The organism is Streptomyces sp. NPDC058665, from assembly GCF_042714995.1.
Classification (GTDB): Bacteria; Actinomycetota; Actinomycetes; order Streptomycetales; family Streptomycetaceae; genus Streptomyces.
In genome coordinates this window covers 1-23698 of record NZ_JBHXRX010000015.1, presented here as the reverse complement: position 1 = coordinate 23698, position 23698 = coordinate 1, and the positions used below count along the sequence as shown (strand labels likewise).

The following is a 23698-nucleotide window of genomic DNA, read 5'->3' as shown; positions in this document are numbered from 1 at the left end:
GAGAGGGGCACCGGTGAACGACCAGCAGCCGTACGACCCGTACGACCCGTATTACACCCAGCCGCAGATCGTGGGCTACGACGAGTACGGGCAACCGGTGTATCAGCAGCAGCAACAGCAACAGCAGCAAGACGGGCAGCAACAGCAGCCCCAGGGGCAGCAGTACGACCCGTACGCGCAACAGCAACAGCAGCAGTCGCAGCAGCAACAGGGGTACGGCTACGACCCGTACGGCCAACAGCAGGCTCCGTACGACCCGTACGCACAACAGCAGCAACAGGGCTACGGCTACGACACCGGGCAGCAGCCCGCGGCGGTCGACACGACGCAGTGGAACATCCCGCAGCAGCAGCAACAACAACCGCCGCCACAGCAGCAGTCGGCACCGGTCGAGGAGCCCGCGCCGGCACCCGCGCCCGACGCCCCGGCCCCCGAGCCCGCCGTGCCGGGCCAGCGGCGGTCCGCGCCCGACGGTGACTACAGGACCGAGCAGTTCTCCTTCATAGAAGAGCCGGACTCCGACTCCGAAGACGTCATCGACTGGCTCAAGTTCACCGAGAGCCGCTCCGAGCGCCGCGAGGAGGCCCGCCGCCGCGGCCGCAGCCGCGTCGTCGCCCTGGTCGTCGTGATGGCGCTGGTGGTCGTCGGCGGCGTCGGCTACCTCTGGTACGCGGGCAAGCTGCCCGGCTTCCCGGCCGACGAGAAGACGCAGAACACCGCCACCGGCCCGCAGAAGCGCGACGTGATCATGGTGAATCTGCACAACACGAAGGACAAGGCCACCTCCACGGCGCTGCTCGTCAACAACTCCACGACCAAGCAGGGCACCACCGTCCTGCTGCCCAACTCCACCCTCGTCGCGGACGGGGAGACCGGCGCCACCGGCACCCTCGCCAAGTCCGTGGCCGACAGCGGCTCCCAGAGCACCCGCGAGTCCGTCGACACCCTCCTCGGTACCAAGATCTCCGGCACCTGGCGGCTGGACACCCCCTATCTGGAGAATCTCGTCGAGCTGGTCGGCAACATCGACATCACCACGAACGTCGAGGTCCCGGCCGCCAAGAAGGGCGAGGACCCGCTGGTCACCAAGGGCGAGGAACAGACGCTGAACGGGCAGGCGGCCGTCGCGTACGCCACCTTCCTGGGACCGGACGAGCCCGAGGTGAAACAGCTGGAGCGGTTCGGCGCGGTCATGCAGGGCGTCCTGCGGAAGATCTCGGACGACCCGAAGGGCGCGACGATCACCGTCGAGACGCTGGCGCAGATCCTCGAACCCCCGATGACCGAGCAGGACCTGGGCGCGGCGCTCGCGAGTCTCGCGGGCCACGCCAAAGTCGGCGACTACAAGACGACGGTCCTGCCGGTGGGGGAGGACGGCTCCCTCGGTAAGGAGGCGACCGACACCGTCGTCAAGGACGTCCTCGGCGGCACCGTCAGCGCTCCCGAGGAAGGCGCGGCTCTGCGGGTCGGTGTGAAGAACGCCACGGGCGACAAGGCGGACACGGACGCCGCCCGGGTCTCGATCATCAACGGCGGCTACACCTTCGTTGACGGCGGTACCGCCGATCCGGCCCAGGCGTCGCAGGTCACCTACGGTGACGCGAAGAACAAGGCGCAGGCGGAAGAGGTCGCCAAGACGCTCGGCCTGCCGGTGAGCGCGGTCAAGAAGGACAAGGCCCCGCCGAACGCGGATGTCCTGGTCACTCTCGGCGCGGACTACGAAAGCAGCTGATCAAAAAGCTGCGTGGGCTTGTCGGCGGTCCGTGAGACCCTGGGGGTCTCCAGACCGCCGACGAAAGCATCGCCTGTGACCGCCACGGACCGCTCCACCGAGCTCATCAACGCCGCCGCCCAGGCGGCGGCAGACCGGCTCGCGCACGACATCATCGCGTACGACGTCAGTGACGTGCTGTCGATCACCGACGCGTTCCTGCTCGCATCCGCGCCCAACGACCGCCAGGTCAAGTCGATCGTGGACGAGATCGAGGAGCGGCTGTCCAAGGAGCTCGGCGCCAAGCCGGTGCGCCGTGAGGGCGACCGCGACGCCCGCTGGATCCTCCTGGACTACGTCGACATCGTGGTCCACGTCCAGCACAGCGAGGAGCGGGTCTTCTACGCGCTCGAACGCCTCTGGAAGGACTGCCCGGAGCTGCCGCTTCCGGAGGACGCCGTCAAGACCCGTGGCAAGGGCGCCGAGCACGCGGACGCGAACGGCTCCATGGAAGGTGAGCTGAGCTGAACGGCGGCAGAGGCGGCAGAGGCCGCCGCGTCATCCTGTGGAGGCACGGCCAGACGGCCTGGAATCTGGAGCGCCGCTTCCAGGGCACCACGGACATCGAGCTGACGGAGACCGGCACCGCGCAGGCGCGCCGTTCCGCCCGGCTGCTGGCGTCGCTGCGGCCGGACGCGATCGTCGCCTCCGACCTCCAGCGCGTCGTGGCCACGGCCGGCGAGCTGGCCTTGCTGACCGGTCTCACCGTCAGCTACGACTCCGCGCTCCGCGAGACCTACGCGGGCGCCTGGCAGGGCCTGACCCACGAGGAGATCGTGGAGCGGTTCGGCGAGCAGTATCTGGCGTGGAAGCGCGGCGAGCCCGTACGGCGCGGGGGCGGCGAGCTGGAGACCGAGGTCGCCGACCGGGCCGCGCCCGTCGTGCTCCACCACGCGGACAAGCTCCCCGACAACGGCACGCTCGTCGTGGTCAGCCACGGAGGCACGATCCGCACCACGATCGGCCGGCTGCTCGGTCTGGAGGCGCATCACTGGGAAGGTCTCGGCGGGCTCTCCAACTGCTGCTGGTCCATCCTCGGCGAGGGTGTGCGGGGCTGGCGTCTTCAGGAGCACAATGCGGGGACGCTCCCAGAGCCGGTGCTCGGCGACGACGACTGACTTGATTTCACTTTCCGGCAGGCCGCAGGCTAAAGTTCTTCTTGTTCAGAGCGCGGAGCGCGAAGAACGCGAGGGGCTATAGCTCAGTTGGTAGAGCGCCTGCATGGCATGCAGGAGGTCAGGAGTTCAATTCTCCTTAGCTCCACACCCCGGATCCCGTCCTCCTTACGAGGGCGGGATTTCTCGTTCCGTAAAGCCTCTGTGTGATCATGCTGCCCTCCTTGCGCTGCCATGACAGAATCGGACCGCCGGAGGGGGAACGACGGCACGGATGGGGAGGAGAGAGCGCGATGCCCGTCAGCAGCATCGACCAGGTCGGTGTTCTGCTCGGGGCGACGGAGTGGGCTCCCGGCCTGAGCTGCCCGTCGTGCGGTTCGTTCCATGTGGCCCAAGTACTCGGCGACAACGGCGGAGTTTCCTACGTGTGCACGGCCTGCGGCCACAGCTGGAGCTGAGTGATGGGTGCGCACAGGAGAAAATGCGACTGGTGCGGCAGCGGCACCCCCATCGTCCGGGACATGGACCCGCTCAACGCCTCGTTCCAGTACTGGTGCGAGGAGTGCGCCCGCGCGCTGATCATAAAAGGCGACCCCATCGAGACGTACCGGGAGCTGGAGGGCGAGCCCATCTACGGCCGGCTCCTCGACGAGCACTGCGCGCTCAAGCGCTTCTACTCCTTCGCCACCGCCTAGGGAGTAGGTCCTAGCCGGCCGGCTCCTTCGTCCGTGCCCGTCTCTTCGGCCGCGTCGGCTGCGTGGCCACCATCACTTCCTTCGCCGACGGGTGGGCCGCCGGTGGCCGCTCCTCCCGGCCGACGGCCGACAGATACACCAGCAGCCCCAGCGCCATCGTCGGATAGAGCGCCGTGAGCGTCATCTGCGTCCGGTTCTGGTCGAGTTCGAGCCTTTCGACGGCGCCGTGCGGCACCCGCCACAGCGCGTACGAGTAGAAGCCCATCCCCGTCGCCGCCGCCCACTCCGCCCTCCCGTGCGCCACCAGGAGAAACACCATCGGGATACACCACACCCAGTGGTGCGACCAGGAGATCGGGCTGATCAGCAGTGCGGTGGCCGCGCAGGCGACGGTGGCCTCCGCCGTCCTTCCGCGCCGGGCGGCGGTCACCGACACCGCCAGCCCCGCCACGGCGACGACGGCGGCCACCGGGAGCCACCACAGGGAAGGATCGATCGTGTGCAGCACCCGCGCGAAGACCCCGCGCAGCGACTGGTTCGCGGCGGCCTCCACGCGCCCCACCCGGTCCGCCCGGAAGACGATGTCGGTCCAGAAGCGGCGGGAGTCGTACGGCAGGAGCACGGCCGACGCGAGGGTGGCGGTGAGGAACGCCCCGACCGCCACAGCGGTCTTCCGCAGCCAGGGGTTCCAGCCCGCCTCGCGGAACCGCAGCAGGCCGGTGATCAGCAGCATCACGGCGAAGAGCGCGGGGGTCAGCTTGACCGCCGTGGCGAGACCGATGCCGACGCCCGCCCAGCGGTGGCCGTCACGGCGTGTGAGGTCCCACAGGACCGCGATGCCGATCAGCAGATTGATCTGCCCGTAACGCAGGGTCGTCCACACCGGCTCGCACCAGACGGCCGCCGCCGCCACCCACAGCAGGGCGCCGGGCCGCACCGCCTTCCCGAACGTCAGCCGCAGCGACAGATGGACGAAGACGATGAGGAGCAGGAGATTGCCCGCCGTGGCGAGGGTGCGCATCTCCGGGACGCCCAGCAGCGTCAGCGGCGTGAACAGCAGTGCCGCGAACGGCGGATACGTCGTCGGGAGACCCGCCCGGGTCGCGCGCATCGCGTAGAGGTCGAGCCCGTCGAGCACCGTACGGCCCTCGGCCCGGTAGACCATCACGTCGATCATCGAGACCGCGGCGGCGCGCTGCGCGATCCAGAACCCCGCGAACGACAACAGGCAGACAGCGGCGCCGACGAGGACGGAACGACGGTCGGCGGTGACCCGCGCGAATACGGAGGTGAGTACGGTCACGAAGGGTGACAGTAGCAGCCTTATCGGTACAAATCGGAAACGATTTGGCGGGAGGGCCGAGGGACCGTGTAATGTTGGCACCGCCGCTGAGGGGATGCCCGAAGTGCGGTAGATCACAAGGGGCTATAGCTCAGTTGGTAGAGCGCCTGCATGGCATGCAGGAGGTCAGGAGTTCAATTCTCCTTAGCTCCACATCTCAGAAGTTCCCGTCCGGACACGTCGTCCGGGCGGGTTCTTCTCGTTGACAGCCCCTCGCGGAGGAACGCCGTGCCCAACTCGCCCACCGCGCCCGACCTTTGGCACCGGCTGCTCGGTGTGCTGAGGTGCCCGGTGTGCGGCGGAGCGCTCACACCCCCGCACGGCGTCCCGGCACCGTTCAAGACCCTCCGGCTCGTCAGGTCCCTCGGATGCGCCGAGGGCCATTCGTTCGACGTCGCCCGCCAGGGCTATCTCAGCCTGCTGACCGGCGGCGCGAACGCGGCGAACGCCGACAGCGCGGACATGGTGACGGCCCGGACGCTCTTCCTGAAGACCGGCCACTACGAGCCGCTCGCACGCGCGCTCGCCGGGACCGTCGCGGAGCTGTGCCCGCCGGACGGCACCGTCATCGACGCCGGGGCCGGCACCGGCTATTACCTCACCACGGTCATCGACGCGCTGCCCGAAGCCGTGGGACTGGGCCTCGACGTCTCCAAGTTCGCACTGCGCCGGGCCGCCGGGGCGCACCCGAGGGCCGGTGCCGCGACCTGGGACATCTGGAAGCCGCTGCCGGTCGCCGACGGCGCGGCCGATGTCGTGATCAACGTCTTCGCGCCCCGTAACGGCCCGGAGTTCCGGCGCGTACTGCGCCCGGACGGCGCCCTTGTCGTCGTCACCCCCACCGCGCGCCACCTCGGCGAACTCCCCGCGAGTCTCGGCATGTTGTCGGTCGACGCCGCCAAGGAGGACCGGCTGCACCGCACCCTGTCCGGGCACTTCCGGCAGGAGCGTACGGATGTGGTGGAGCGGGAGGTCACCATGACCGACCAGGACGTGCGGAACCTGATCCTGATGGGGCCGAGCGCCCACCACCTCAGCCCCGAAGACGTGCACCGGAGCGTCGCGTCGCTGGACACGCCGCTCGCGGTGACCGTCTCCTTCCTCGTCTCCGTCTACCGGCCGCACTGACGCCGGGACGGACGGCCTGCGGTGGCACGGGGCCCGGCCTCCTCAACAGAGGACGTGCCGGGACCGGCCTCCTTACAGAGGGCGTGTCAACGCCCGCTGCCCAGAGCCTTTCTGCCGCCCCCGGGCGGCAGGGCCGCCGGGCCTCCCTGCCGCGCGGGCCGCTGCGGCGCCGGCTGCTCGATACGGAGCGCGAGCGCCGGGCAGCGCCGTACGGCACGCTGGGCGCCGCCCCGCAGGTGCATCGGTACGGGGGCGTCGGCGAGCGCGGGAAAGCCGTCGGGGCCGAGCCGGATCAGCTGGGGCACGATGTCCGCGCAGAGGCCGTGCCCTTGGCAGAGCGTCCAGTCCACGGCCAGCTTCTCGCCGCTCGGGATGGACTCCTCGGCCGTCTCGTAACCGGGGCCCGGCAGCGGCAGCACGCCTGTGGTGTCGCGCCCGCAGCCGCCGTCCAGGACATGAGCGGCCAGGTCGTCGGTGAAGGCCGAGAGGGTGGACATGAAGAACCGCGCGGACCCGTCGGGGTGCTTGCACGCTCCCCGCCCTCGTACCGCCTGGGTCACCTCGCGCAGCGCCTCCAGGGCGGCGGGACCGCCCCCGTTCAGTACGTCGCTCAGGCCGCCCGCCGCGGCCGGCAGACCGAGCTTGCAGGGGCCGCACTGACCGGCCGTCTCGGCGGCAAGCCAGTTGGCCACCCGCAGCGCCTCACCCAGCGGGCAGGTCTCCGGGCCGATCGGCAGGATCGCGCCCGCGCCCAGCGAACCGCCCACAGCCGAGAGCGACTCGCGCGAGACGACGGCGTCGTGCGCGGCCACGGAGTCGATCCAGTTGCCGTGGTAGCCGCCGGTCAGCACGCCCTGGGGCAGCGGCGGCGCGCCGGCGAGCTGGAGGACGTACCGCAGCGGCACTCCCGTCGGCACCTCCACGACCATCGGGCGCGCGACGGCGCCGGAGACGGTGAGCATGACGGTGCCCGGCTCCGCGTCGAGCCCGGTGTGCCCGTAGCGGCGCGCGCCGATCCTGGCGCCGATGGCCAGCTGCGCGTACGTCTCCGCGTTGGACAGCAGCGTCGGGGCGCCCCCGACACCCGACTCGGCGGCCCGCTCACGGCGGCCGGGGGGCAGGGCGGGCCCGCCGTTGACCGCGCGGATGACGGACGAGGCCTCGCCGGAGACCATGCGCTCGGGCGTACGGACCACCCGCGCCCGCAGCTGCTGACCGCGCCGGTCGGACAGGCCGCGCTCGGCGAGCGCGGCCCGCATCGATATCTCGGTGGAGTTGCGGGTGACGGCGACGACCAGCGTGCGCGCGCCGAGCGCCTCGGCCGCCAACAGGGCGCCGTCCAGGATGAGATGGGGCGCGCGGTTGAGCAGCACCGTGTCCTTGCGGCAGGCAGGCTCGCCCTCGCTGCCGTTGATGACGACGACGGGGCGCACCCCGCGCCGGATCGACGCCTTGGCGACGGCACGCAGCTTCTTGCCGAAGGGGAATCCGGCGCCACCGCGTCCGCGCAGACTGATGTTCTCGGCGAGCTGGGCGAGCAGTTCCCCGGTCAACGGCTCCAGCGGCCCGTGCACCTTGAGGTGCATGGCGAGGTCGAGACGCTCGACGAGGTCGAATCCCTGTGTCAGCTGGGGAAGGCCGACGACACGGACTTCGGGGACATCGGGGAGAGGGGCGTTCACTGTCGGTCTCCTGCGGATGGGTACCAGGGCTCACCGGCACTCGGGGTTCCCCCGCCGTCGGCGGGAGGTTGCTGGAATGCTCCGTCCGACTGTCGGTAGAGGTCGGCCTGTTGGTAGAGGTCGGGTGCCGGGGCGGCGTCGGGCTGCGGATAGGGGGCCGACTGTAGGTACGTGTCGGAGGGCGGGTTTGTCTCAGCCGGCCGGTAGGTCTCCTGTTGCAGGTACGGAGACGGCTGCTGGTACGGGTCGGCCACCGGCGGCGGTGCGCCGGCGCCCGGCTCCTGGCCACGGGCCTGCGCGGGGGGCGGGGGCGACGGCGTCGGCCACATACCGGCCCCGGCCGCCGACGGCTCGTCGATGACCGGTATCTCCTCGGTCATCGGGATGCGCTCGGCGTACGGGACCTCTTGCGACGTCAGCGGGTTGCCGGGGCCTGCCGGGGCGAAGGGGGACTGCGAGGGGGCGGGCGCGGGGTCGCCCAGGGAGACCGCGCGGTAGCCGGCCGACAGCCTCGTACCGGCCCCGGCTCCGGCGGCCCCCGGGGCGAGGAACGTGTCCGCGAGCGGGTCCGGATAGGCGGCCTGAGCGGGAGCCGCGGTCGGCGGTGGCGGCGGGGAGGCGGCGTACGGCGCGGCGGCCGGGGGCGCGAAGGAGTCGGCGACGAAGGTGTCCGCGAGCGGGTCCGCGCCCCCCGGACGCCCCGCCTCGTAAAGAGGCGGCGACGGCGGGGCGATGCGCGGCGGAACCCGTGTCGCGCCCAGCGGTGCCGCTTCTGGGGAGCCGGACCGCTGGCGCGGGAACTGCCGCTCGAACTCGACCTGCGGCGCGTTCGCCGCGCCCGGCAGCGGATCGCGGGCCAGATCACGGCGCGCCGCCTGCTCCGGCTCGGGAGCCTCGCGTACGCCGCCGGTCAGCTTGAGGATCTTGTCGGCGATACGGCGCTGGAGAGGCCGGGGCAGCAGCCGTACGGAGACGGCGCCGATGACGGCGACGAGCGCCAGGCAGTACATGGTCGTCACCCAGGTCGCGGCGGCACGGCCCGCGTACAGGCCGTGCATCAGCGCGAAGCACCAGGCCGGATAGGCCAGCATGTGCAGCGCGCGCCAGCGGCCGGCGATCTTGCCGGGGAGGGCGAAGGCGCTGCGCAGCGCCCCGGTCGCGGCGGCGGTCACCATCAGGAAGCCGGCGAGCGAGCCGAGGCCGATCAGGCCGTTCGTACCGGTGATCCCGAGGCCGAAGGGGAGGACGGCACCGATCAGGGCGACATGGCCGAGGGAGACCTTCACCGTGGCGTGCAGCAGCAGGAAGCCGAGGGAGGCCATCGCGGTGAACCGGTGGATGCCCTGGGCGAGCAGCCGGTGGCGCGGGGAGAGCAGCAGCCGGTCGGTGGCGATCAGTCCCCAGGCGACAGCCGACGTGAGGGACACCAGCGACAGAACACCCGTGGTGAAGTCGAGCATCGCGCGGAACCCGTCACTCCCCGCGACGGCGAGGAGAGGCACGAGAACGATCGCGGCGACCGACAGTCCGCCTCGGACGGAACGGTTCATGCCCGGGTTCGGGGAAGGCGATGAACGGATCTTGCTTTGAAGTTTCATGGGGGCAACTCCGAATGGCTCGGCAAAGCGGTCCCGTTGCCGCATGCTAAGACGCTCCCTACTGGGCGGTTCGCCGTTTGCGGGTTTACCGGGGGGATTGAGCGTCAACTGACTCTGGGGTTGCCCCGGATAGGGTCGATACGCGGAGTAATTCGCGCGCCGAAGGTTCGATGAATCACATGTCGTCGATGGCCTGTTCCGGTCTCGAACGATCTTGTATGGGTTTCGAACGGCCCGCGCCGGTCCCGACCCCGATCGTGACCGCGATCCCGACCGCGATCGCGACTTCGATCCGTCGGCGCCACCGCCCCGGCAGGCGCCCGCCCCGGCCGCCTCCGTACGGAATCCGCCGTGCGTGCCGTGTGCCCGCTGCGGTACCCTGCTCGCATGCGTGCCGTACGCCTTCTGCTTAGCGAGCCGCGCTGATCAGACCGACGGATGACAGATCCGGTCGGAATCAGCGTGGCTGCCCCCTCCTGTGCGAGGGGTTTTTTCATTCCCGCGGCAGAGACGATCGATGGAGCTTCAGAGGACATGAGCGAGACGAATCCGGCCGCCGCCGGCGCGGAGACGACCACGACGACCGCGCCGCACCGCTACACGGCTGCCATGGCCGCCGACATCGAGGCACGCTGGCAGGACTTCTGGGACACCGAAGGCACCTACGAGGCGCCGAACCCGGTCGGCGACCTGGCCGGGGACCCGGCCGTCGTCGCGCGCCCCAAGAAGTACGTCATGGACATGTTCCCGTACCCCTCCGGGACCGGCCTGCACGTGGGGCACCCGCTCGGCTACATCGCCACCGACGTCTACGCCCGCCATCAGCGCATGAGCGGCTACAACGTGCTGCACACGCTGGGCTTCGACGCCTTCGGCCTGCCCGCCGAGCAGTACGCGATCAGCAGCGGCACCCACCCCCGGGAGTCGACCGAGGCCGCCATGGAGAACATGACGCGGCAGCTGCGCCGGCTGGGCCTGGGGCACGACAAGCGGCGCTCGATCGCCACGATCGACCCCGAGTTCTACCGCTGGACTCAGTGGATCTTCGTACAGATCTTCAACTCCTGGTACGACCCGGACGCCGACCGGGCCCGCCCCATCAGCGAGCTGGTCGCGCGGTTCGAGAGCGGCGAGCGCCCGACGCCGGACGGCCGGAGCTGGAGCGGGCTGACCGAGAAGGAGCGGGCCGACATCCTGGGCGAGTACCGGCTGGCATACGCCTCCGAGGCCCCCGTCAACTGGTGTCCCGGTCTGGGCACCGTCCTGGCGAACGAGGAAGTCACCGCCGACGGACGCTCCGAGCGCGGCAACTTCCCGGTGTTCAAGTCCAAGCTGCGCCAGTGGAACATGCGCATCACCGCCTACGCCGACCGGCTGCTGGACGACCTGGACGCGCTGGACTGGCCCGACGCGATCAAGCAGCAGCAGCGCAACTGGATCGGGCGCAGCGAGGGCGCGCGCGTCGACTTCCCGGTCGGCGACGTCGGCGCCATCACCGTCTTCACGACCCGTCAGGACACGCTGTTCGGCGCCACGTACATGGTCCTGGCGCCCGAGCACGAACTGGTCGAGAGGATCGTCCCGGCCGCGTGGCCCGAGGGCACGCACGACGTGTGGACGGGCGGCCACGCGACGCCCGCCGACGCCGTCGGCGCGTACCGCAAGCAGGCCGCCTCGAAGTCCGACGTCGAGAGGCAGGCCGAGGCGAAGGACAAGACGGGCGTCTTCACCGGCGCCTACGCGACCAATCCGGTAAACGGCGAACGGATTCCGGTCTTCATCGCGGACTACGTGCTGATGGGATACGGCACGGGCGCGATCATGGCCGTCCCGGCGCACGACAGCCGTGACTTTGCGTTTGCACGCGCATTCGAGCTGTCGATGCGCTGTGTCGTGGAGCCGGGCGACGGCCGGGGCACCGACCCCGCCGAGTGGGACGACGCCTTCGCCTCCTACGAAGCGAAGATCGTCAACTCGTCGTCCCCCGCCCTGTCCCTGGACGGACTGGGCGTGGTCGATGCCAAGGCGAAGATCACCGAATGGCTGGCCGCCGAGGGCATCGGCGAGGGAACCGTCAACTTCCGGCTGCGTGACTGGCTGTTCAGCCGGCAGCGCTACTGGGGCGAGCCCTTCCCTGTCGTCTACGACGAGGACGGCGTCGCGCACTCGCTGCCCGAGTCGATGCTGCCGCTGGAGCTGCCCGAGGTCGACGACTACTCACCGCGTACGTTCGACCCGGACGACGCGGACACCCGGCCCGAGACACCGCTGTCGCGCAACGAGGACTGGGTCGCCGTCGAGCTGGACCTGGGCGACGGCAGGGGCGTACGGCGCTACCGCCGCGAGACCAACACCATGCCGAACTGGGCCGGTTCGTGCTGGTACGAGATGCGCTACCTGGACCCGCGCAACACGGACAACCTGGTCGACCCGGCCGTGGAGCAGTACTGGATGGGCCCGCGCGAGGGCATGCCGCACGGCGGCGTCGACCTGTACGTGGGCGGCGCCGAGCACGCCGTGCTGCACCTGCTGTACGCGCGTTTCTGGTCCAAGGTGCTGTTCGACCTGGGCCATGTCTCGTCGGTCGAGCCGTTCCACAAGCTCTACAACCAGGGCATGATCCAGGCCTTCGTCTACCGCGACAGCCGCGGTATCGCGGTCGAGGCCAACGAGGTCGAGGAGCGGGAGGACGGCTACTGGTTCCGGGGCGAGAAGGTCAGCCGGCTGCTGGGCAAGATGGGCAAGTCCCTGAAGAACGCGGTCACTCCGGACGAGATCTTCGCCGAGTACGGCGCCGACACGCTGCGGCTGTACGAGATGGCGATGGGCCCGCTGGATGTGTCACGGCCGTGGGACACCCGTGCGGTGGTCGGCCAGTACCGGCTGCTGCAGCGGCTGTGGCGCAACGTCGTGGACGAGGCGACCGGTGAGGTCACGGTCGTCGACATCCCGGAGGCCGACATCGAGGTGGTGACGCTGCGTGCCCTGCACAAGGCGATCGACGGGGTCGGCCAGGACATGGCGACGCTGCGCTTCAACACCGCCATCGCGAAGATCACCGAGCTGAACAACCATCTGACCAAGGTGGGCGGGCCGGTCGCCCGCTCGGTCGCCGACCGGCTGGTGCTGCTGGTGGCGCCGCTGGCGCCGCACGTCGCCGAGGAGCTGTGGCGCAGGCTGGGGCACACCGGCTCGGTCGCGCACGAGGCGTTCCCGGTCGCCGATCCCGCGTACGTGGTGGACGAGACGGTCACCTGCGTCGTACAGATCAAGGGCAAGGTCAAGGCGAGGCTGGAGGTCTCCCCGTCGATCTCGGACGAGGAGCTGGAAGCGCTGGCGCTGGGTGATGCCGCGGTGGTCGCGGCGCTGGGCGGCGCGGGGATCCGCAAAGTGATCGTGCGGGCGCCGAAGCTGGTCAACATCGTGACCGCGTAGGCACCGGCGGGGTACACCGCGCAGACCGGCGGGGTACGGGGAGGTGCAGGGCTTTCCCTTACGGGCAGTTTGGGGGTTCCGACGGAACCCTCAGGCTGCCCTTTCCGTTTACGGTGGAGAGACCGACGTCGACACCGGAGAGGCATCCTCATGGAGGCCGTGCTTTTGATCCTGGCGCTGCTCTTCGTCGCATTCGTGGCGCTGGGCGTGTTCGTGAGCGTCAAGGCGGTCCGAGCGGCCAAGCGAGGCGTGGACCGTACGATCACGCAGGCCCGCCGGACGGTCGAGGACACCGCCCTGAGAGCGAAGAGCCTCGGGCAGACGGGCGTGACCGCCGAGCTGGCGCAGCTGCGGCTGTCGCTGCGCACGTCGATGCGGGCCACCCAGGAGGCGCTCCGGGCGAACGAGGCGGAGGACGCCTCGCTGGCGGAGTCGCTGAGCCTCTTCCAGCGGCTGAGTGTGTACGGGCACGAGCTGGACGACGAGCTCAGGCGGCTGGAGCGGGACCCGGACCGGGCGACGATCTCCCGGCGGCTCCCGGAGCTGCGGGAGCGTACGGAACGGATCACGAAGTCGGCGGATTCGCTGCGGTGGGCGGCGAGGGACCGGGCGCGGAAGTTCTCCGAGGACGAGCTGACGCTGCTGAGCGAGCAGATCGACGTCGAGTCGGGGGCGCTGCGGCACTGGTCGTCGGCGGAGCCGAACGCGGAGCCGGGCGCGGATTCGAATCTTCACTCGGGGCAGAACCGGCAGGCGGCGTCGGCTCCGCAGCCCCAGCCGATGGAGTGGCCGGAGCCCGAGCCCCCGACCGGGCCGCAGAGCACGGGAGCACGCGGCGGGCGGGCGGCGCGCCCGGAGCCCACACTCGCCGACCAGACCTGGCCCGATCCGCCGCCGGCGGGCGAAGGGCCGCAGGCGATCGAGCCGCCCGATCCCCGGAAGACCACGTATCCGTGGCAGGAGAAGTCGAGGCGGCCGGAGGCGACGAACTGACGCCTCACGCCCTGTAGTTGACGGGCGCTCGTGGATGATCGGATGGCCGGTGACCGGGTTGCGCGTGGCCGGACGGGGCACACGCATGTCGGTGGCGGGCCGTCAGAGGTGCGGACCCGTCGAGACCGGGCACGTCGGAGCGGGGAAGAGGGCGGAAGCCGATGGGGACCTCTTCGAATTCGGCGGGCGTGGCGGGGCCGGGCTGCCGACCGGTGGTCGCGGCGGGTAACCTCCCGCTCATGTCCCGCCATGTCGCGATCGTCACCGATTCAACGGCCTACCTGCCGCCCCAGGCGATGGAACGCCATGGCATCACCGCGGTGCCGCTGACCGTCGTACTCGGCGACCGGGCGCTCGAAGAGGGCACCGAGATCTCGGCGAGATCGCTCGCCCTCGCGCTGCAGAAACGGCGCTCCGTGACCACGTCGCGGCCGAGCCCCGAAGTCTTCGCCGCCGCGTACCGGGCAGCCGCCGAAGCCGGGGCGACGGGCATCGTCTCCCTGCATCTGTCGGCGGAGTTCTCCGGGACGTACGACGCGGCGGTTCTCGCCGCGAGGGACGCGCCCGTGCCGGTACGGGTGGTGGACACCGGGATGGTCGCGATGGCGCTCGGTTTCTGCGCCCTGGCGGCGGCGGAGACTGCGGAGGCGGACGGCACGCTGGACGAGGCGGTGGCAGCCGCCGAGAAGCGGGCGGCCGGGACGTACGCGTACTTCTACGTCGACACCCTGGACTATCTGCGGCGCGGGGGCCGGATCGGTACCGCGCAGGCGCTGCTCGGCTCGGCGCTCGCCGTGAAACCGCTGCTCCAACTGGACGGCGGGCGGATCGAGTTGCTGGAGAAGGTGCGGACGGCGTCCAAGGCGATCGCGCGCCTGGAGGAGATCGTCGCCGAGCGGGCGGGAGCCGGTCAGGTCGACATCGCGGTGCATCATCTCGCCGCGCACGAACGGGCCGCCGCGCTCGCCGAACGGCTGCGGGAGCGGGTGCCGGGTCTCGCGGAGATGCATGTGAGCGAGGTGGGCGCGGTGATCGGGGCGCACACCGGGCCGGGGCTGTTGGGGGCCGTGGTCTCGCCGCGCTGAGCTGCCGCACGAGGGCGGAATCGCTCGTTCGGGTGGCCGAGTTATCCACAACTGGTGAGTTATCCACGGTAATTCGACGGCTTCAGCGGGATCGGGCGGGAGTGCCTACCGTCTGGAGGCATGACTCTCCGATCACATTCCGTGACCAGCGGCCCCGGCCGTGCTCCGACGTCCGACGGCCGTGTCCGCGCTGCGCGAGGGGCGCACCACGGTCGGGGCAGGCCGTTCGTCTCCACCGCGCCGCGCTCGCGTCGCAGGCGCGCGGGGACGACACCTGCGACGACGGCCTTACGCCGCCGGGCCGACGCTCTCTTCGCTGCGGGGCCGGGCGCTGTGGCGGGCGGCGGGCTCGCCGACGCGGGGGCGGCTCGGGTGGCCGCCGCGGTGGGCGGGTCGGCTCCGGCTCCGGCACCACCTCTTTCGCCGACTCCGGTCGTGCCGGGGGCCGGGCGGCGCGAGCGGGTGTGGTCGGCCGTACGGGACCGGTTGCCGTTATGGGTGCAGCTCAGATGTGGGCTGGAGCCGAAGACGCTCGCCGCGCTGGTTGTGGTGCTGGTCGTCGCCGCCGTGCTGGCGGCCCAGCATTTCTGGTCCGGCCGGCCGCAGTCGGTCAGCGCTCCGGAGACGGTCCGTGAAGAGGTGGCCGTGTCCGGGCCGGTGCGGGAGCCCGCACCGTCGCCGGGGCCGGCTCCAACCGCCGCCGCCTCGTCGGGCAAACGCGTGGTGGTCGATGTCAGCGGCATGGTGCGCAGCCCCGGTGTCCACCGGCTGCCCGCCGGGTCGAGGGTCACCGACGCGCTGCGGGCCGCCGGGGGAGTCAGGCCCGGCGCCGATCTGACGGGGCTCAACCGGGCACGTGTGCTGATGGACGGTGAGCAGGTGGTCGTCGGCGGCCCCGCGCCACCGGGGCAGCCCGCGCCCGGCGCGGGCGCGGCGGGGCCGGGCCCAGGCGGCCCGGGTCCCGGCGGGTCGCCCGTGAGTCTCAGCACCGCCACTGTGGAACAGCTCGACACGCTGCCCGGCGTCGGCCCCGTGCTCGCGCAGCACATCGTCGACTACCGCACCCAGCACGGCGGATTCAGGTCCGTCGACGAGCTGCGCGAGGTGAACGGGATCGGTGAACGCCGGTTCGCCGACATCGAGCCCCGCGTGCAGCCGTGAGCCGCGCGGCCGTACACGCCGCCTCCGGGCATCCGCTGGGCGCCGCAGCCCCTCGACAGGAAGGCCCGGCCGATCTCCGGCTGGTCCCGCCCGCCTTGGCGGCCTGGGCCGCCGCCGCGCTGGCGACGGGCGCACCGGGCGACTGGATCGCCGGTGTGGTGCTCACCGGACTGGTCGTGGCGGGTGTGTTGCTGGTGCGGGCGGCTCTCGTGCCGAGGCCCGTGGCGTCACCGGTGGCGGGCCGGCAGGCGGGTGGTGGGCCGAGGGATGTGCGGCGGCGGGTGAATGGCGTAGCTGTCGCGGCCGTGCTGCTCTGTGCCGTGGCCGGCGCGGGGTCCGCGTGGCTGCAAGGCGCCGACCGGCACCGAGGTCCGGTGCCGGGACTGGCTGAGGAGTACGCACGCGTCACCGTCGATCTGACGGTCACCTCCGACCCACGCCCCGTCAGACCGCGCGTCCACGGCGACAGGCTCTCGTCGGCGGGCCTCGTCCTGGACGCGGACCTCACGCGCGTGACGTCCGCCGACGGAGCGGTCACCGCGGTCCGTACGCCGGTGCTCGTGTTCGCGGGAGCCGGGGCCGGGGCCGGGGCCGGGGCCGGGGCCGGAGCGGGGGACGGGGCGAAGGCGTGGCAGCGGCTGCTGCCGTCCACCGGGCTCCGGCTGGCGGGGCGGCTGGCGCCGTCGGCCGAGGGGGACGAGAGGTACGCGGCTCTGCTCCGCGTGGAGGGGCGCGGGCCGCCACAGGTCGTACGTCCGCCGACCGCCGTGCAACGCGCGGCGGGTCGGCTGCGCGCCGGACTGCGGGAGGCGACGGAGGGGCTCCCGGCGGACGCCCGCGCCCTGCTGCCCGGACTGGTGGTCGGGGACACCTCCCGTATCCCGCCCGAGCTGCATGACGCCTTCACGGCGACCGATCTGTCTCATTTGCTCGCCGTTTCCGGAAGCAACCTGACGATCGTCCTCGCCCTGCTCATCGGGCCGCCGGGGCTCGCGCTGAGGGCCGAGCGGCGCGGACTCGCCCCGCGTCTGGGGATCTCACTGCGGTCGACTGCTCTGGTCGGCGGGGCGCTCACGCTCGCCTTCGTGGTGGTCTGCCGGCCGGAGCCGAGCGTGCTGCGGGCGGCGGCCTGCGGACTGATCACCCTGCTCGCCATCGGCACCGGCAGGCGCAGATCGCTGATCCCGGCCCTGGCCGCCGCCGTGCTGCTCCTCGTCCTCTGGGACCCGGCCCTGGCCCGCAGCTTCGGCTTTGTGCTCTCCGTGCTCGCCACGGGCGCGCTCCTCACCATCGGGCCGCGCTGGAGTGCGGCGCTGCAACGGCGCGGGGTGCCGCCCAGGCTCGCCGAGGTGCTGGCAGCGGCGGCGTCGGCGCAGGCGGTGTGCGCGCCGGTGGTGGCGGTGTTCGCCGCGCGGGTGAGCCTCGTCGCCATCCCCTGCAATCTGTTCGCGGAGCTGGCGGTGGCGCCGGCGACCGTGCTCGGGTTCGCGGCGCTCGCCGTGGCGCCGGTGGCGATGCCGGTGGCCGAGCTGCTGGCCAGCTGCGCGGGCTTGCCCGCCGGATGGATCGCCTCGGTCGCGCGTACCGGCGCGGCACTGCCCGGGGCCGAGTCCGAGTGGCCCGGGGGCTGGCGGGGCGGGGCGCTGCTCGCGGTCGTCACGGTGCTCGTCGTCTACGCGGTACGGCGCATACGCGGCCACCCATGGGTCGCCGCCATGTCCGTGGTTCTCCTGCTGCTGGCCGTCCTGCGGCCGGTCCCCTTCACCCGGATGGTCACTGGCTGGCCGCCGCCGGGCTGGACGCTGGCGATGTGCGACGTCGGGCAGGGCGACACGCTGGTGCTCGCGGCCGGCGAGGGAGCGGGCGTGGTCGTGGACGCCGGTCCCGATCCCCTGCTGGCCGACAGATGTCTGCGCGACCTGGGGATCACCCGCGTACCGCTGCTTGTCGTCAGCCACTTCCATGCCGACCATGTCACCGGACTGCCCGGGGTGCTGCGTGGCAGGAGGGTCGGTGCCATCCAGACGACGACCCTTCAAGAGCCCTGGGAGCAGAGCGAGTTCGTACGGCGGACGGCGCGGGACGCGCGCGTCCCGCTGGTGCGGGCGATACCGGGGGAGCGGCGCCGGGTCGGGCCGCTCGACTGGCGGGTGCTGTGGCCGAGGGCCGGCCCCGGTCTGGGCGCGGGCGGGCCGAACGACGCGAGCGTCACCCTCTTCGTCCGGACGGCGGGCGGCGGTCCGACACTGCTGCTGCTCGGCGATCTCGAACCGCCCGCCCAGCAGGGCCTGTCGAGGGAACACCCGTCGCTGCCGCCGGTGGACGTACTGAAGGTCGCGCACCATGGCTCGGCCTTCCAGGACCCGGGACTGCTGCGGGAGTTGCGGCCCCGGCTGGCCCTGATCTCCTGCGGCAGGGACAACCCGTACGGCCACCCGTCACCGCGTACGGTCGGCGCGCTGCGGGCCGGGGGAGCGGTGGTGATGCGTACGGACACGGACGGCGCGGTCGCGGTGACCGGCGCGGGGGCCGGGCTGCGGGCGGTGCCACGCGGGCCGGGATGACCAGGAGAGACGACGAGGAGAAGGGACGTAACTGGATGTCAGGTACTTGCGGGTAGGTGATCGGCCAAACCCTCTGTGAGCGCCCGTGTTTGCCCTGAACGGCACAAGAGTGATCGAATGCCTAATCGTCAAGAGTCCATGTATTCGGCAACGATGTGGTGTCGCGCATGGGCGCCGAGTCCCGAAGAGCACGGGGGTGGGCTGGAATGTTCAGACGTTGGTTCGGTGGGCGTGGGGCCGTCGCGGCGGGGGCCGGGCCGCTCGCGGGCGTGGCGGTGCCACCCACGGCGGGGGTGCTGAGCTGCCGCGTTCTCGATCGCGGCGGCGAACCGGTCCAGCGGGCCGAGTTCGTCCTCAGCGACGGGTTCGGGCGGAAGGTCCTCGGCGGTGAGAGCGATCCGTTCGGCTCGGTCATGGCGACCGTCCCGGCGGGCGAGTACCGGCTCGCGGTCACGGCCGACGGCTATACGCCGTACCACTGCGATGCCGCGGTGAGCGAGAGCGCGCACGCCGGTCTCGGCGACGTGACCCTTCAATTCGCGACGCCACCGTCACTGCCCGATCCGGGGGAGTGGGAGATCGAGCCGACGCACTCCCAGATCGGCTTCACCGCGCGCCATATCGGACTGGCGCGGATCCACGGCCGGTTCAACGTGTTCGCCGGAGCCGTGCGGATAGCCGAGCGGATGGACCAGTCCGCGATGCACGTCATCATCGACGCCTCGTCCATCGACACCAACGTCCGGATGCGCGACGACCATCTGCGCTCGGCGGACTTCCTCGATGTGGCCAACTACCCGACGCTGGAGTTCTACAGCGAACGCTTCGTCCACCGGGGCGGCGGCAACTGGGCCGTGACCGGCGCGCTGACCCTGCACGGCGTGAGCCGTACGGTCACGCTGGACACCCGTTACCTGGGCATCGGCAGCGGCATGGAGGGCGAGACCCGCGCGGCCTGCCGTGCCACGACCGAGCTGCACCGTGAGGACTTCACGCTCACCTGGCAGACCATGGTCGCCCGTGGCATCGCCGTGGTCGGCTCCAGCATCTCCATCGATCTGGACGTCCAGATCGTCCGCAAGTCCTGAGTCCGCCCTGAGCCCACCGGCCGCCGTCCAAGACCTCCCGGGCCGCCCTCCGTCACTCCACGGGCGGTGCTTCGAGCCATCCCTCGTACTCGGCGGCGAAAGCGTCCAGCGCCACGGGGTCGAGCCGCGTCGTCGCGTCCTCGATCACCACCAGCCACTGCGCGTCCTCGGCGTCGTCCTCGCCGGCCAGGGCGTCGCGTACGAGCTGGGGCTCCTCCAACACCCCGAAGCGGTCGGCGAGTTCACCCGCCACCTCCTCGGCGGCGTCGCGGTCGGGCAGCACCAGTACATGTCGAACATCGCTCACCCGCCCATTCTCCCGCACCCGTCCGGCACGCGGAGCGCTGTCGGTGGGCCGTGCGATGCTGGACCGCGATGGCCACCAGGAAGACTTCCCCCGATGATCCGCTCGCCCCTCTCACGCTCGCCGTGGGCCAGGAGGACCTGCTGCTGGACCGCGCCGTCCAGCAGGTCGTGGCGGCTGCCCGCGCCGCCGACCCGGACACCGACGTGCGCGACCTCCCCTCCGACCAGCTCCAGCCCGGCACCCTCGCCGAGCTGACGAGCCCGTCGCTCTTCGCCGAACGCAAGGTCGTCGTCGTACGGAACGCGCACGATCTGTCCGCCGACACGATCAAGGACGTGAAGGCGTATCTCGACTCGCCCGCCGAGGAGATCACGCTCGTGCTGCTGCACGCGGGCGGTCCCAAGGGCAAGGCCCTGCTCGACGCCGCCCGCAAGGCCGGTGCCCGTGAGGTCCCCTGCGCGAAGACGACCAAGCCCGCCGAGCGGCTGGCCTTCGTACGGTCGGAGTTCCGCGCGCTGGGCCGCTCGGCCACGCCCGAGGCCTGCCAGGCACTGGTCGACTCGATCGGCAGCGATCTGCGGGAGCTGGCGAGCGCGGTGTCCCAGCTCGTCGCCGACGTCGAGGGCCCCATCGACGACGCCGTCGTCGCCCGCTACTACACGGGCCGCGCCGAGGCGTCCAGCTTCACCGTCGCCGACCGGGCCGTGGAGGGCCGCGCGGCCGACGCGCTCGAAGCGCTGCGCTGGTCGCTGTCGACCGGCGTCGCGCCCGTACTGATCACCAGCGCACTCGCGCAGGGCGTGCGCGCCATCGGCAAGCTCTCGTCGGCGCGCGGTGGCCGGCCCGCCGATCTCGCGCGGGAGCTGGGCATGCCGCCGTGGAAGATCGACAAGGTGCGACAGCAGATGCGCGGCTGGACCCCGGACGGGGTGGCGACGGCGCTGCGCGCGGTCGCCGAGGCCGACGAAGGCGTCAAGGGCGGCGGCGCCGACCCCGAGTACGCGCTGGAGAAGGCGGTCGTCACCATCGCCCGCGCGGCCCGCGCCGGCCGCTGAGGGTTGTCCCGTCCTCATGCCGAAGGCCCCGGTACGCCGTACCGGGGCCTTCGTCGTCAAACCTGGCCGGACCCGCACCCGCGTGGCGAACGCAGTCGTGCGCGGATCCGAAAGACACCGGTCAGGAGCGGTAGAGAGGGCCCGCTGAGTCCGTTCCGGCGGTTGGAATCAAGAGTGAGCAGACAGTCGCTCAGCCCTGGAGGGCGGCAACCTTCGACGCCAGCGCCGACTTCTTGTTGGCGGCGGCGTTCTTGTGGATGACACCCTTCGAGGCAGCCTTGTCGAGCTTGCGCGACGCCTCACGGACGGCCACGTTCGCCGTCTCGACGTCACCGGCGGCGACAGCCTCACGGGCCTTGCGGATCGCGGTCTTGAGCGACGACTTGACGGCCTTGTTGCGCAGGCGCGCCTTCTCGTTGGTCTTGTTCCGCTTGATCTGGGACTTGATGTTCGCCACGAAACGCCTTTTCAGGTTCGATGATCTTTGAATGAGCGTCCGCGCCGAGACGGCAGCAGACACAGCTGACCACGCTACCAGTGACCGCCCGACCGGCCCAAACCGGGCGCAGCCCCGTACCCGTGGGACGATGGAGCCTACGTATCGATCCGATGTCGACCCGAGACGAGACGCCGCGCGTCTCAAGAATCAGGACCCTGCGTGCCCGCGACCCCTACCAACGTGCCCGAGCCGAGCCGTACGGACCCGGCGCTGCTCCGTAATTTCTGCATCATCGCGCACATCGACCACGGCAAGTCGACGCTCGCCGACCGGATGCTCCAGCTGACCGGCGTGGTCGACCAGCGGCAGATGCGTGCCCAGTATCTCGACCGGATGGACATCGAACGCGAGCGCGGCATCACGATCAAGTCCCAGGCGGTCCGGCTGCCGTGGGCCCCCAACGAGGGTCCGGACAAGGGCACCACCCATGTCCTGAACATGATCGACACTCCGGGCCATGTGGACTTCACCTACGAGGTGTCCCGCTCGCTCGCCGCCTGCGAGGGCACGATCCTGCTGGTGGACGCCGCGCAGGGCATCGAGGCGCAGACCCTGGCCAACCTCTATCTGGCGATGGAGAACGACCTCACCATCGTCCCGGTGCTCAACAAGATCGACCTGCCGGCCGCGCAGCCCGAGAAGTTCTCCGAGGAGCTGGCGAACCTCATCGGCTGTCAGCCGGAGGACGTGCTCAAGGTCTCCGCGAAGACCGGCGTCGGCGTCGACGTCCTGCTCGACCGGGTCGTCAAGGACGTGCCCCCGCCGGTCGGTGTCGCTGGCGCCCCGGCGCGCGCGATGATCTTCGACTCGGTGTACGACTCCTACCGGGGCGTCGTCACCTACGTACGTGTCATCGACGGTCAGCTCAACAAGCGCGAGCGCATCCGGATGATGTCCACCGGCGCCACCCACGAACTGCTGGAGATCGGTGTCTCCTCCCCCGAGATGACCCCGGCCGACGGTCTCGGCGTGGGCGAGGTCGGCTATCTCATCACCGGTGTGAAGGACGTCAGGCAGTCCAAGGTCGGTGACACGATCACCTCCTTCACCAAGGGCGCGACCGAGGCGCTGGGCGGCTACAAGGACCCCAAGCCGATGGTGTTCTCCGGTCTCTATCCGCTGGACGGCTCGGACTACCCCGAGTTGCGCGACGCCCTCGACAAGCTTCAGCTCAACGACGCGGCCCTGGTCTACGAGCCGGAGACATCGGCGGCTCTCGGTTTCGGTTTCCGCGTCGGCTTCCTCGGACTGCTGCACCTCGACGTGATCCGCGAGCGGCTGGAGCGCGAGTTCAACCTCGACCTGATCGCGACCGCGCCGAACGTGGTCTACCGGGTGGAGATGGAGGACGGCAAGGAGCACACCGTCACCAACCCGAGCGAGTTCCCCGAGGGGAAGATCGACTCGGTGCACGAGCCGGTCGTCCGCGCCACGATCCTCGCGCCCAGCGAGTTCATCGGCTCGATCATGGAGCTCTGCCAGACCCGCCGCGGCACGCTCCTCGGCATGGACTATCTCTCCGCCGACCGGGTGGAGATCCGCTACACCCTCCCGCTCGCCGAGATCGTCTTCGACTTCTTCGACCAGCTGAAGTCGAAGACCCGTGGCTACGCGTCGCTGGACTACGAGCCCACGGGCGAGCAGAGCGCCCAGCTCGTCAAGGTCGACATCCTGCTGCACGGCGACAAGGTCGACGCCTTCTCCGCCATCACGCACCGGGACCAGGCGTACGCGTACGGCGTACGGCTCGTCGCCAAGCTCAGGGAGCTCATCCCGCGCCAGGCCTTCGAGGTGCCGATCCAGGCGGCCATCGGATCCCGGGTCATCGCCCGTGAGACGATCCGCGCCATCCGTAAGGACGTCCTCGCCAAGTGCTACGGCGGAGACATCTCCCGGAAGCGCAAGCTGCTGGAGAAGCAGAAGGAGGGCAAGAAGCGGATGAAGATGGTCGGCAGTGTGGAGGTCCCGCAGGAGGCGTTCATCGCGGTGCTGTCGAGCGACGAATCGTCCGGCAAGAAGAAGTGACCCCGGGCGTACGGCGGGTTACGGCCGGGGGGCGACGGGGAAGTGACTCGCGAGTAGGGCCGGTCGGGTCCGGGCGCTCAGGCGCGCGGCCCCCCCCGCCCATCACCCAAGGGTTAGTTATTAAAAAGGTTCCCCCCACCCCCAAACAAAACCGC

At 71.0% G+C, this 23698-nt stretch carries 19 protein-coding genes and 2 tRNA genes; 16 read left to right on the top strand and 5 right to left on the bottom strand.

From position 1 onward, the window contains the following. The first annotated feature begins 13 nt into the window (after positions 1 to 13). The 6 genes from ACFWV8_RS12195 (at position 14) to ACFWV8_RS12170 (ending at position 3581) form a co-directional block, all read left to right on the top strand. Entirely contained in the window at positions 14 to 1732 is a 1719-nt protein-coding gene (locus tag ACFWV8_RS12195; RefSeq protein WP_384200177.1) for an LCP family protein, read from the top strand. Positions 1733 to 1807: 75 nt separating this feature from the next. Continuing rightward, complete coding sequence (gene rsfS, locus ACFWV8_RS12190; protein WP_329387803.1) at positions 1808 to 2239, top strand: ribosome silencing factor; 432 nt, start codon at positions 1808 to 1810, stop codon at positions 2237 to 2239. Then, positions 2236 to 2889, top strand: a complete 654-nt coding sequence (locus ACFWV8_RS12185) for a histidine phosphatase family protein (RefSeq protein ID WP_329392449.1) — start codon at positions 2236 to 2238, stop codon at positions 2887 to 2889. Before rsfS ends, ACFWV8_RS12185 begins: the two co-directional genes overlap by 4 nt. A gap of 72 nt (positions 2890 to 2961) precedes the next feature. Continuing rightward, a tRNA-Ala gene (locus tag ACFWV8_RS12180) sits at positions 2962 to 3034 on the top strand. Between the two features lie 145 nt (positions 3035 to 3179). Further along, the gene (locus tag ACFWV8_RS12175; protein WP_384200174.1) at positions 3180 to 3344 is read left to right on the top strand and encodes a hypothetical protein; all 165 of its coding nucleotides are present in this window, start codon (positions 3180 to 3182) and stop codon (positions 3342 to 3344) included. A 3-nt stretch (positions 3345 to 3347) separates the two neighbouring features. After that, positions 3348 to 3581, top strand: a complete 234-nt coding sequence (locus ACFWV8_RS12170; RefSeq protein WP_364467725.1) for a hypothetical protein — start codon at positions 3348 to 3350, stop codon at positions 3579 to 3581. Positions 3582 to 3591: 10 nt separating this feature from the next. On the opposite strand, the gene ACFWV8_RS12165 is transcribed toward ACFWV8_RS12170, so the two are convergent. Beyond that, the gene (locus ACFWV8_RS12165) at positions 3592 to 4884 is read right to left on the bottom strand and encodes a glycosyltransferase 87 family protein (RefSeq protein WP_384200172.1); all 1293 of its coding nucleotides are present in this window, start codon (positions 4882 to 4884) and stop codon (positions 3592 to 3594) included. A gap of 119 nt (positions 4885 to 5003) precedes the next feature. On the opposite strand from ACFWV8_RS12165, the gene ACFWV8_RS12160 reads away from it, so the two are divergent. Together ACFWV8_RS12160 and ACFWV8_RS12155 are read left to right on the top strand one after the other, a co-directional pair. Beyond that, positions 5004 to 5076, top strand: a tRNA-Ala gene (locus ACFWV8_RS12160). 75 nt (positions 5077 to 5151) lie between these two features. Then, complete coding sequence (locus tag ACFWV8_RS12155) at positions 5152 to 6051, top strand: putative RNA methyltransferase (protein WP_384200170.1); 900 nt, start codon at positions 5152 to 5154, stop codon at positions 6049 to 6051. Between the two features lie 86 nt (positions 6052 to 6137). Here the strand turns inward: ACFWV8_RS12155 and ACFWV8_RS12150 are convergent, their stop codons facing one another. Then, complete coding sequence (locus tag ACFWV8_RS12150) at positions 6138 to 7733, bottom strand: NADH-ubiquinone oxidoreductase-F iron-sulfur binding region domain-containing protein (protein WP_329387813.1); 1596 nt, start codon at positions 7731 to 7733, stop codon at positions 6138 to 6140. After that, positions 7730 to 9283: a hypothetical protein gene (locus tag ACFWV8_RS12145; protein ID WP_384200167.1), complete on the bottom strand. Its 1554-nt coding sequence runs from the start codon at positions 9281 to 9283 to the stop codon at positions 7730 to 7732. Before ACFWV8_RS12145 ends, ACFWV8_RS12150 begins: the two co-directional genes overlap by 4 nt. 582 nt (positions 9284 to 9865) lie before the next feature. Here ACFWV8_RS12145 and leuS point away from each other — a divergent pair. From leuS to ACFWV8_RS12115, 6 genes are all read left to right on the top strand, one after another. After that, positions 9866 to 12766 (top strand): leucine--tRNA ligase, encoded by a 2901-nt coding sequence (gene leuS / locus ACFWV8_RS12140; protein WP_384200165.1) that lies wholly within the window; start codon positions 9866 to 9868, stop codon positions 12764 to 12766. A 150-nt stretch (positions 12767 to 12916) separates the two neighbouring features. Beyond that, positions 12917 to 13759, top strand: a complete 843-nt coding sequence (locus ACFWV8_RS12135; protein ID WP_384200163.1) for a hypothetical protein — start codon at positions 12917 to 12919, stop codon at positions 13757 to 13759. Positions 13760 to 13998: 239 nt separating this feature from the next. Beyond that, on the top strand, positions 13999 to 14844 hold the full coding sequence (locus ACFWV8_RS12130; protein WP_384200161.1) for a DegV family protein: 846 nt from the start codon (positions 13999 to 14001) through the stop codon (positions 14842 to 14844). A gap of 498 nt (positions 14845 to 15342) precedes the next feature. After that, positions 15343 to 16005: a helix-hairpin-helix domain-containing protein gene (locus ACFWV8_RS12125; protein ID WP_384200159.1), complete on the top strand. Its 663-nt coding sequence runs from the start codon at positions 15343 to 15345 to the stop codon at positions 16003 to 16005. Continuing rightward, positions 16002 to 18569, top strand: coding sequence for a ComEC/Rec2 family competence protein (locus ACFWV8_RS12120; RefSeq protein ID WP_384200157.1), 2568 nt, complete (start codon positions 16002 to 16004; stop codon positions 18567 to 18569). The genes ACFWV8_RS12125 and ACFWV8_RS12120 overlap by 4 nt, the downstream gene beginning before the upstream one ends. A 206-nt stretch (positions 18570 to 18775) precedes the next feature. Further along, positions 18776 to 19657, top strand: coding sequence for a YceI family protein (locus ACFWV8_RS12115; protein WP_384200155.1), 882 nt, complete (start codon positions 18776 to 18778; stop codon positions 19655 to 19657). Positions 19658 to 19709: 52 nt separating this feature from the next. Here the strand turns inward: ACFWV8_RS12115 and ACFWV8_RS12110 are convergent, their stop codons facing one another. Next, a complete protein-coding gene (locus ACFWV8_RS12110) occupies positions 19710 to 19964 on the bottom strand; it encodes a hypothetical protein (protein ID WP_384200153.1) in 255 nt (84 codons plus the stop codon). Positions 19965 to 20032: 68 nt separating this feature from the next. On the opposite strand from ACFWV8_RS12110, the gene holA reads away from it, so the two are divergent. Then, positions 20033 to 21019 carry a DNA polymerase III subunit delta gene (holA, locus tag ACFWV8_RS12105; protein WP_384200151.1) on the top strand — a complete coding sequence of 329 codons (987 nt, stop codon included), beginning with the start codon at positions 20033 to 20035 and terminating at the stop codon, positions 21017 to 21019. 190 nt (positions 21020 to 21209) lie between these two features. On the opposite strand, the gene rpsT is transcribed toward holA, so the two are convergent. Next, positions 21210 to 21476 (bottom strand): 30S ribosomal protein S20, encoded by a 267-nt coding sequence (rpsT, locus tag ACFWV8_RS12100; RefSeq protein ID WP_189108282.1) that lies wholly within the window; start codon positions 21474 to 21476, stop codon positions 21210 to 21212. A 201-nt stretch (positions 21477 to 21677) separates the two neighbouring features. Here rpsT and lepA point away from each other — a divergent pair, with 201 nt between their 5' ends. Beyond that, on the top strand, positions 21678 to 23543 hold the full coding sequence (gene lepA, locus ACFWV8_RS12095) for a translation elongation factor 4 (RefSeq protein ID WP_384200148.1): 1866 nt from the start codon (positions 21678 to 21680) through the stop codon (positions 23541 to 23543). The last annotated feature ends 155 nt before the right edge of the window (positions 23544 to 23698 follow it).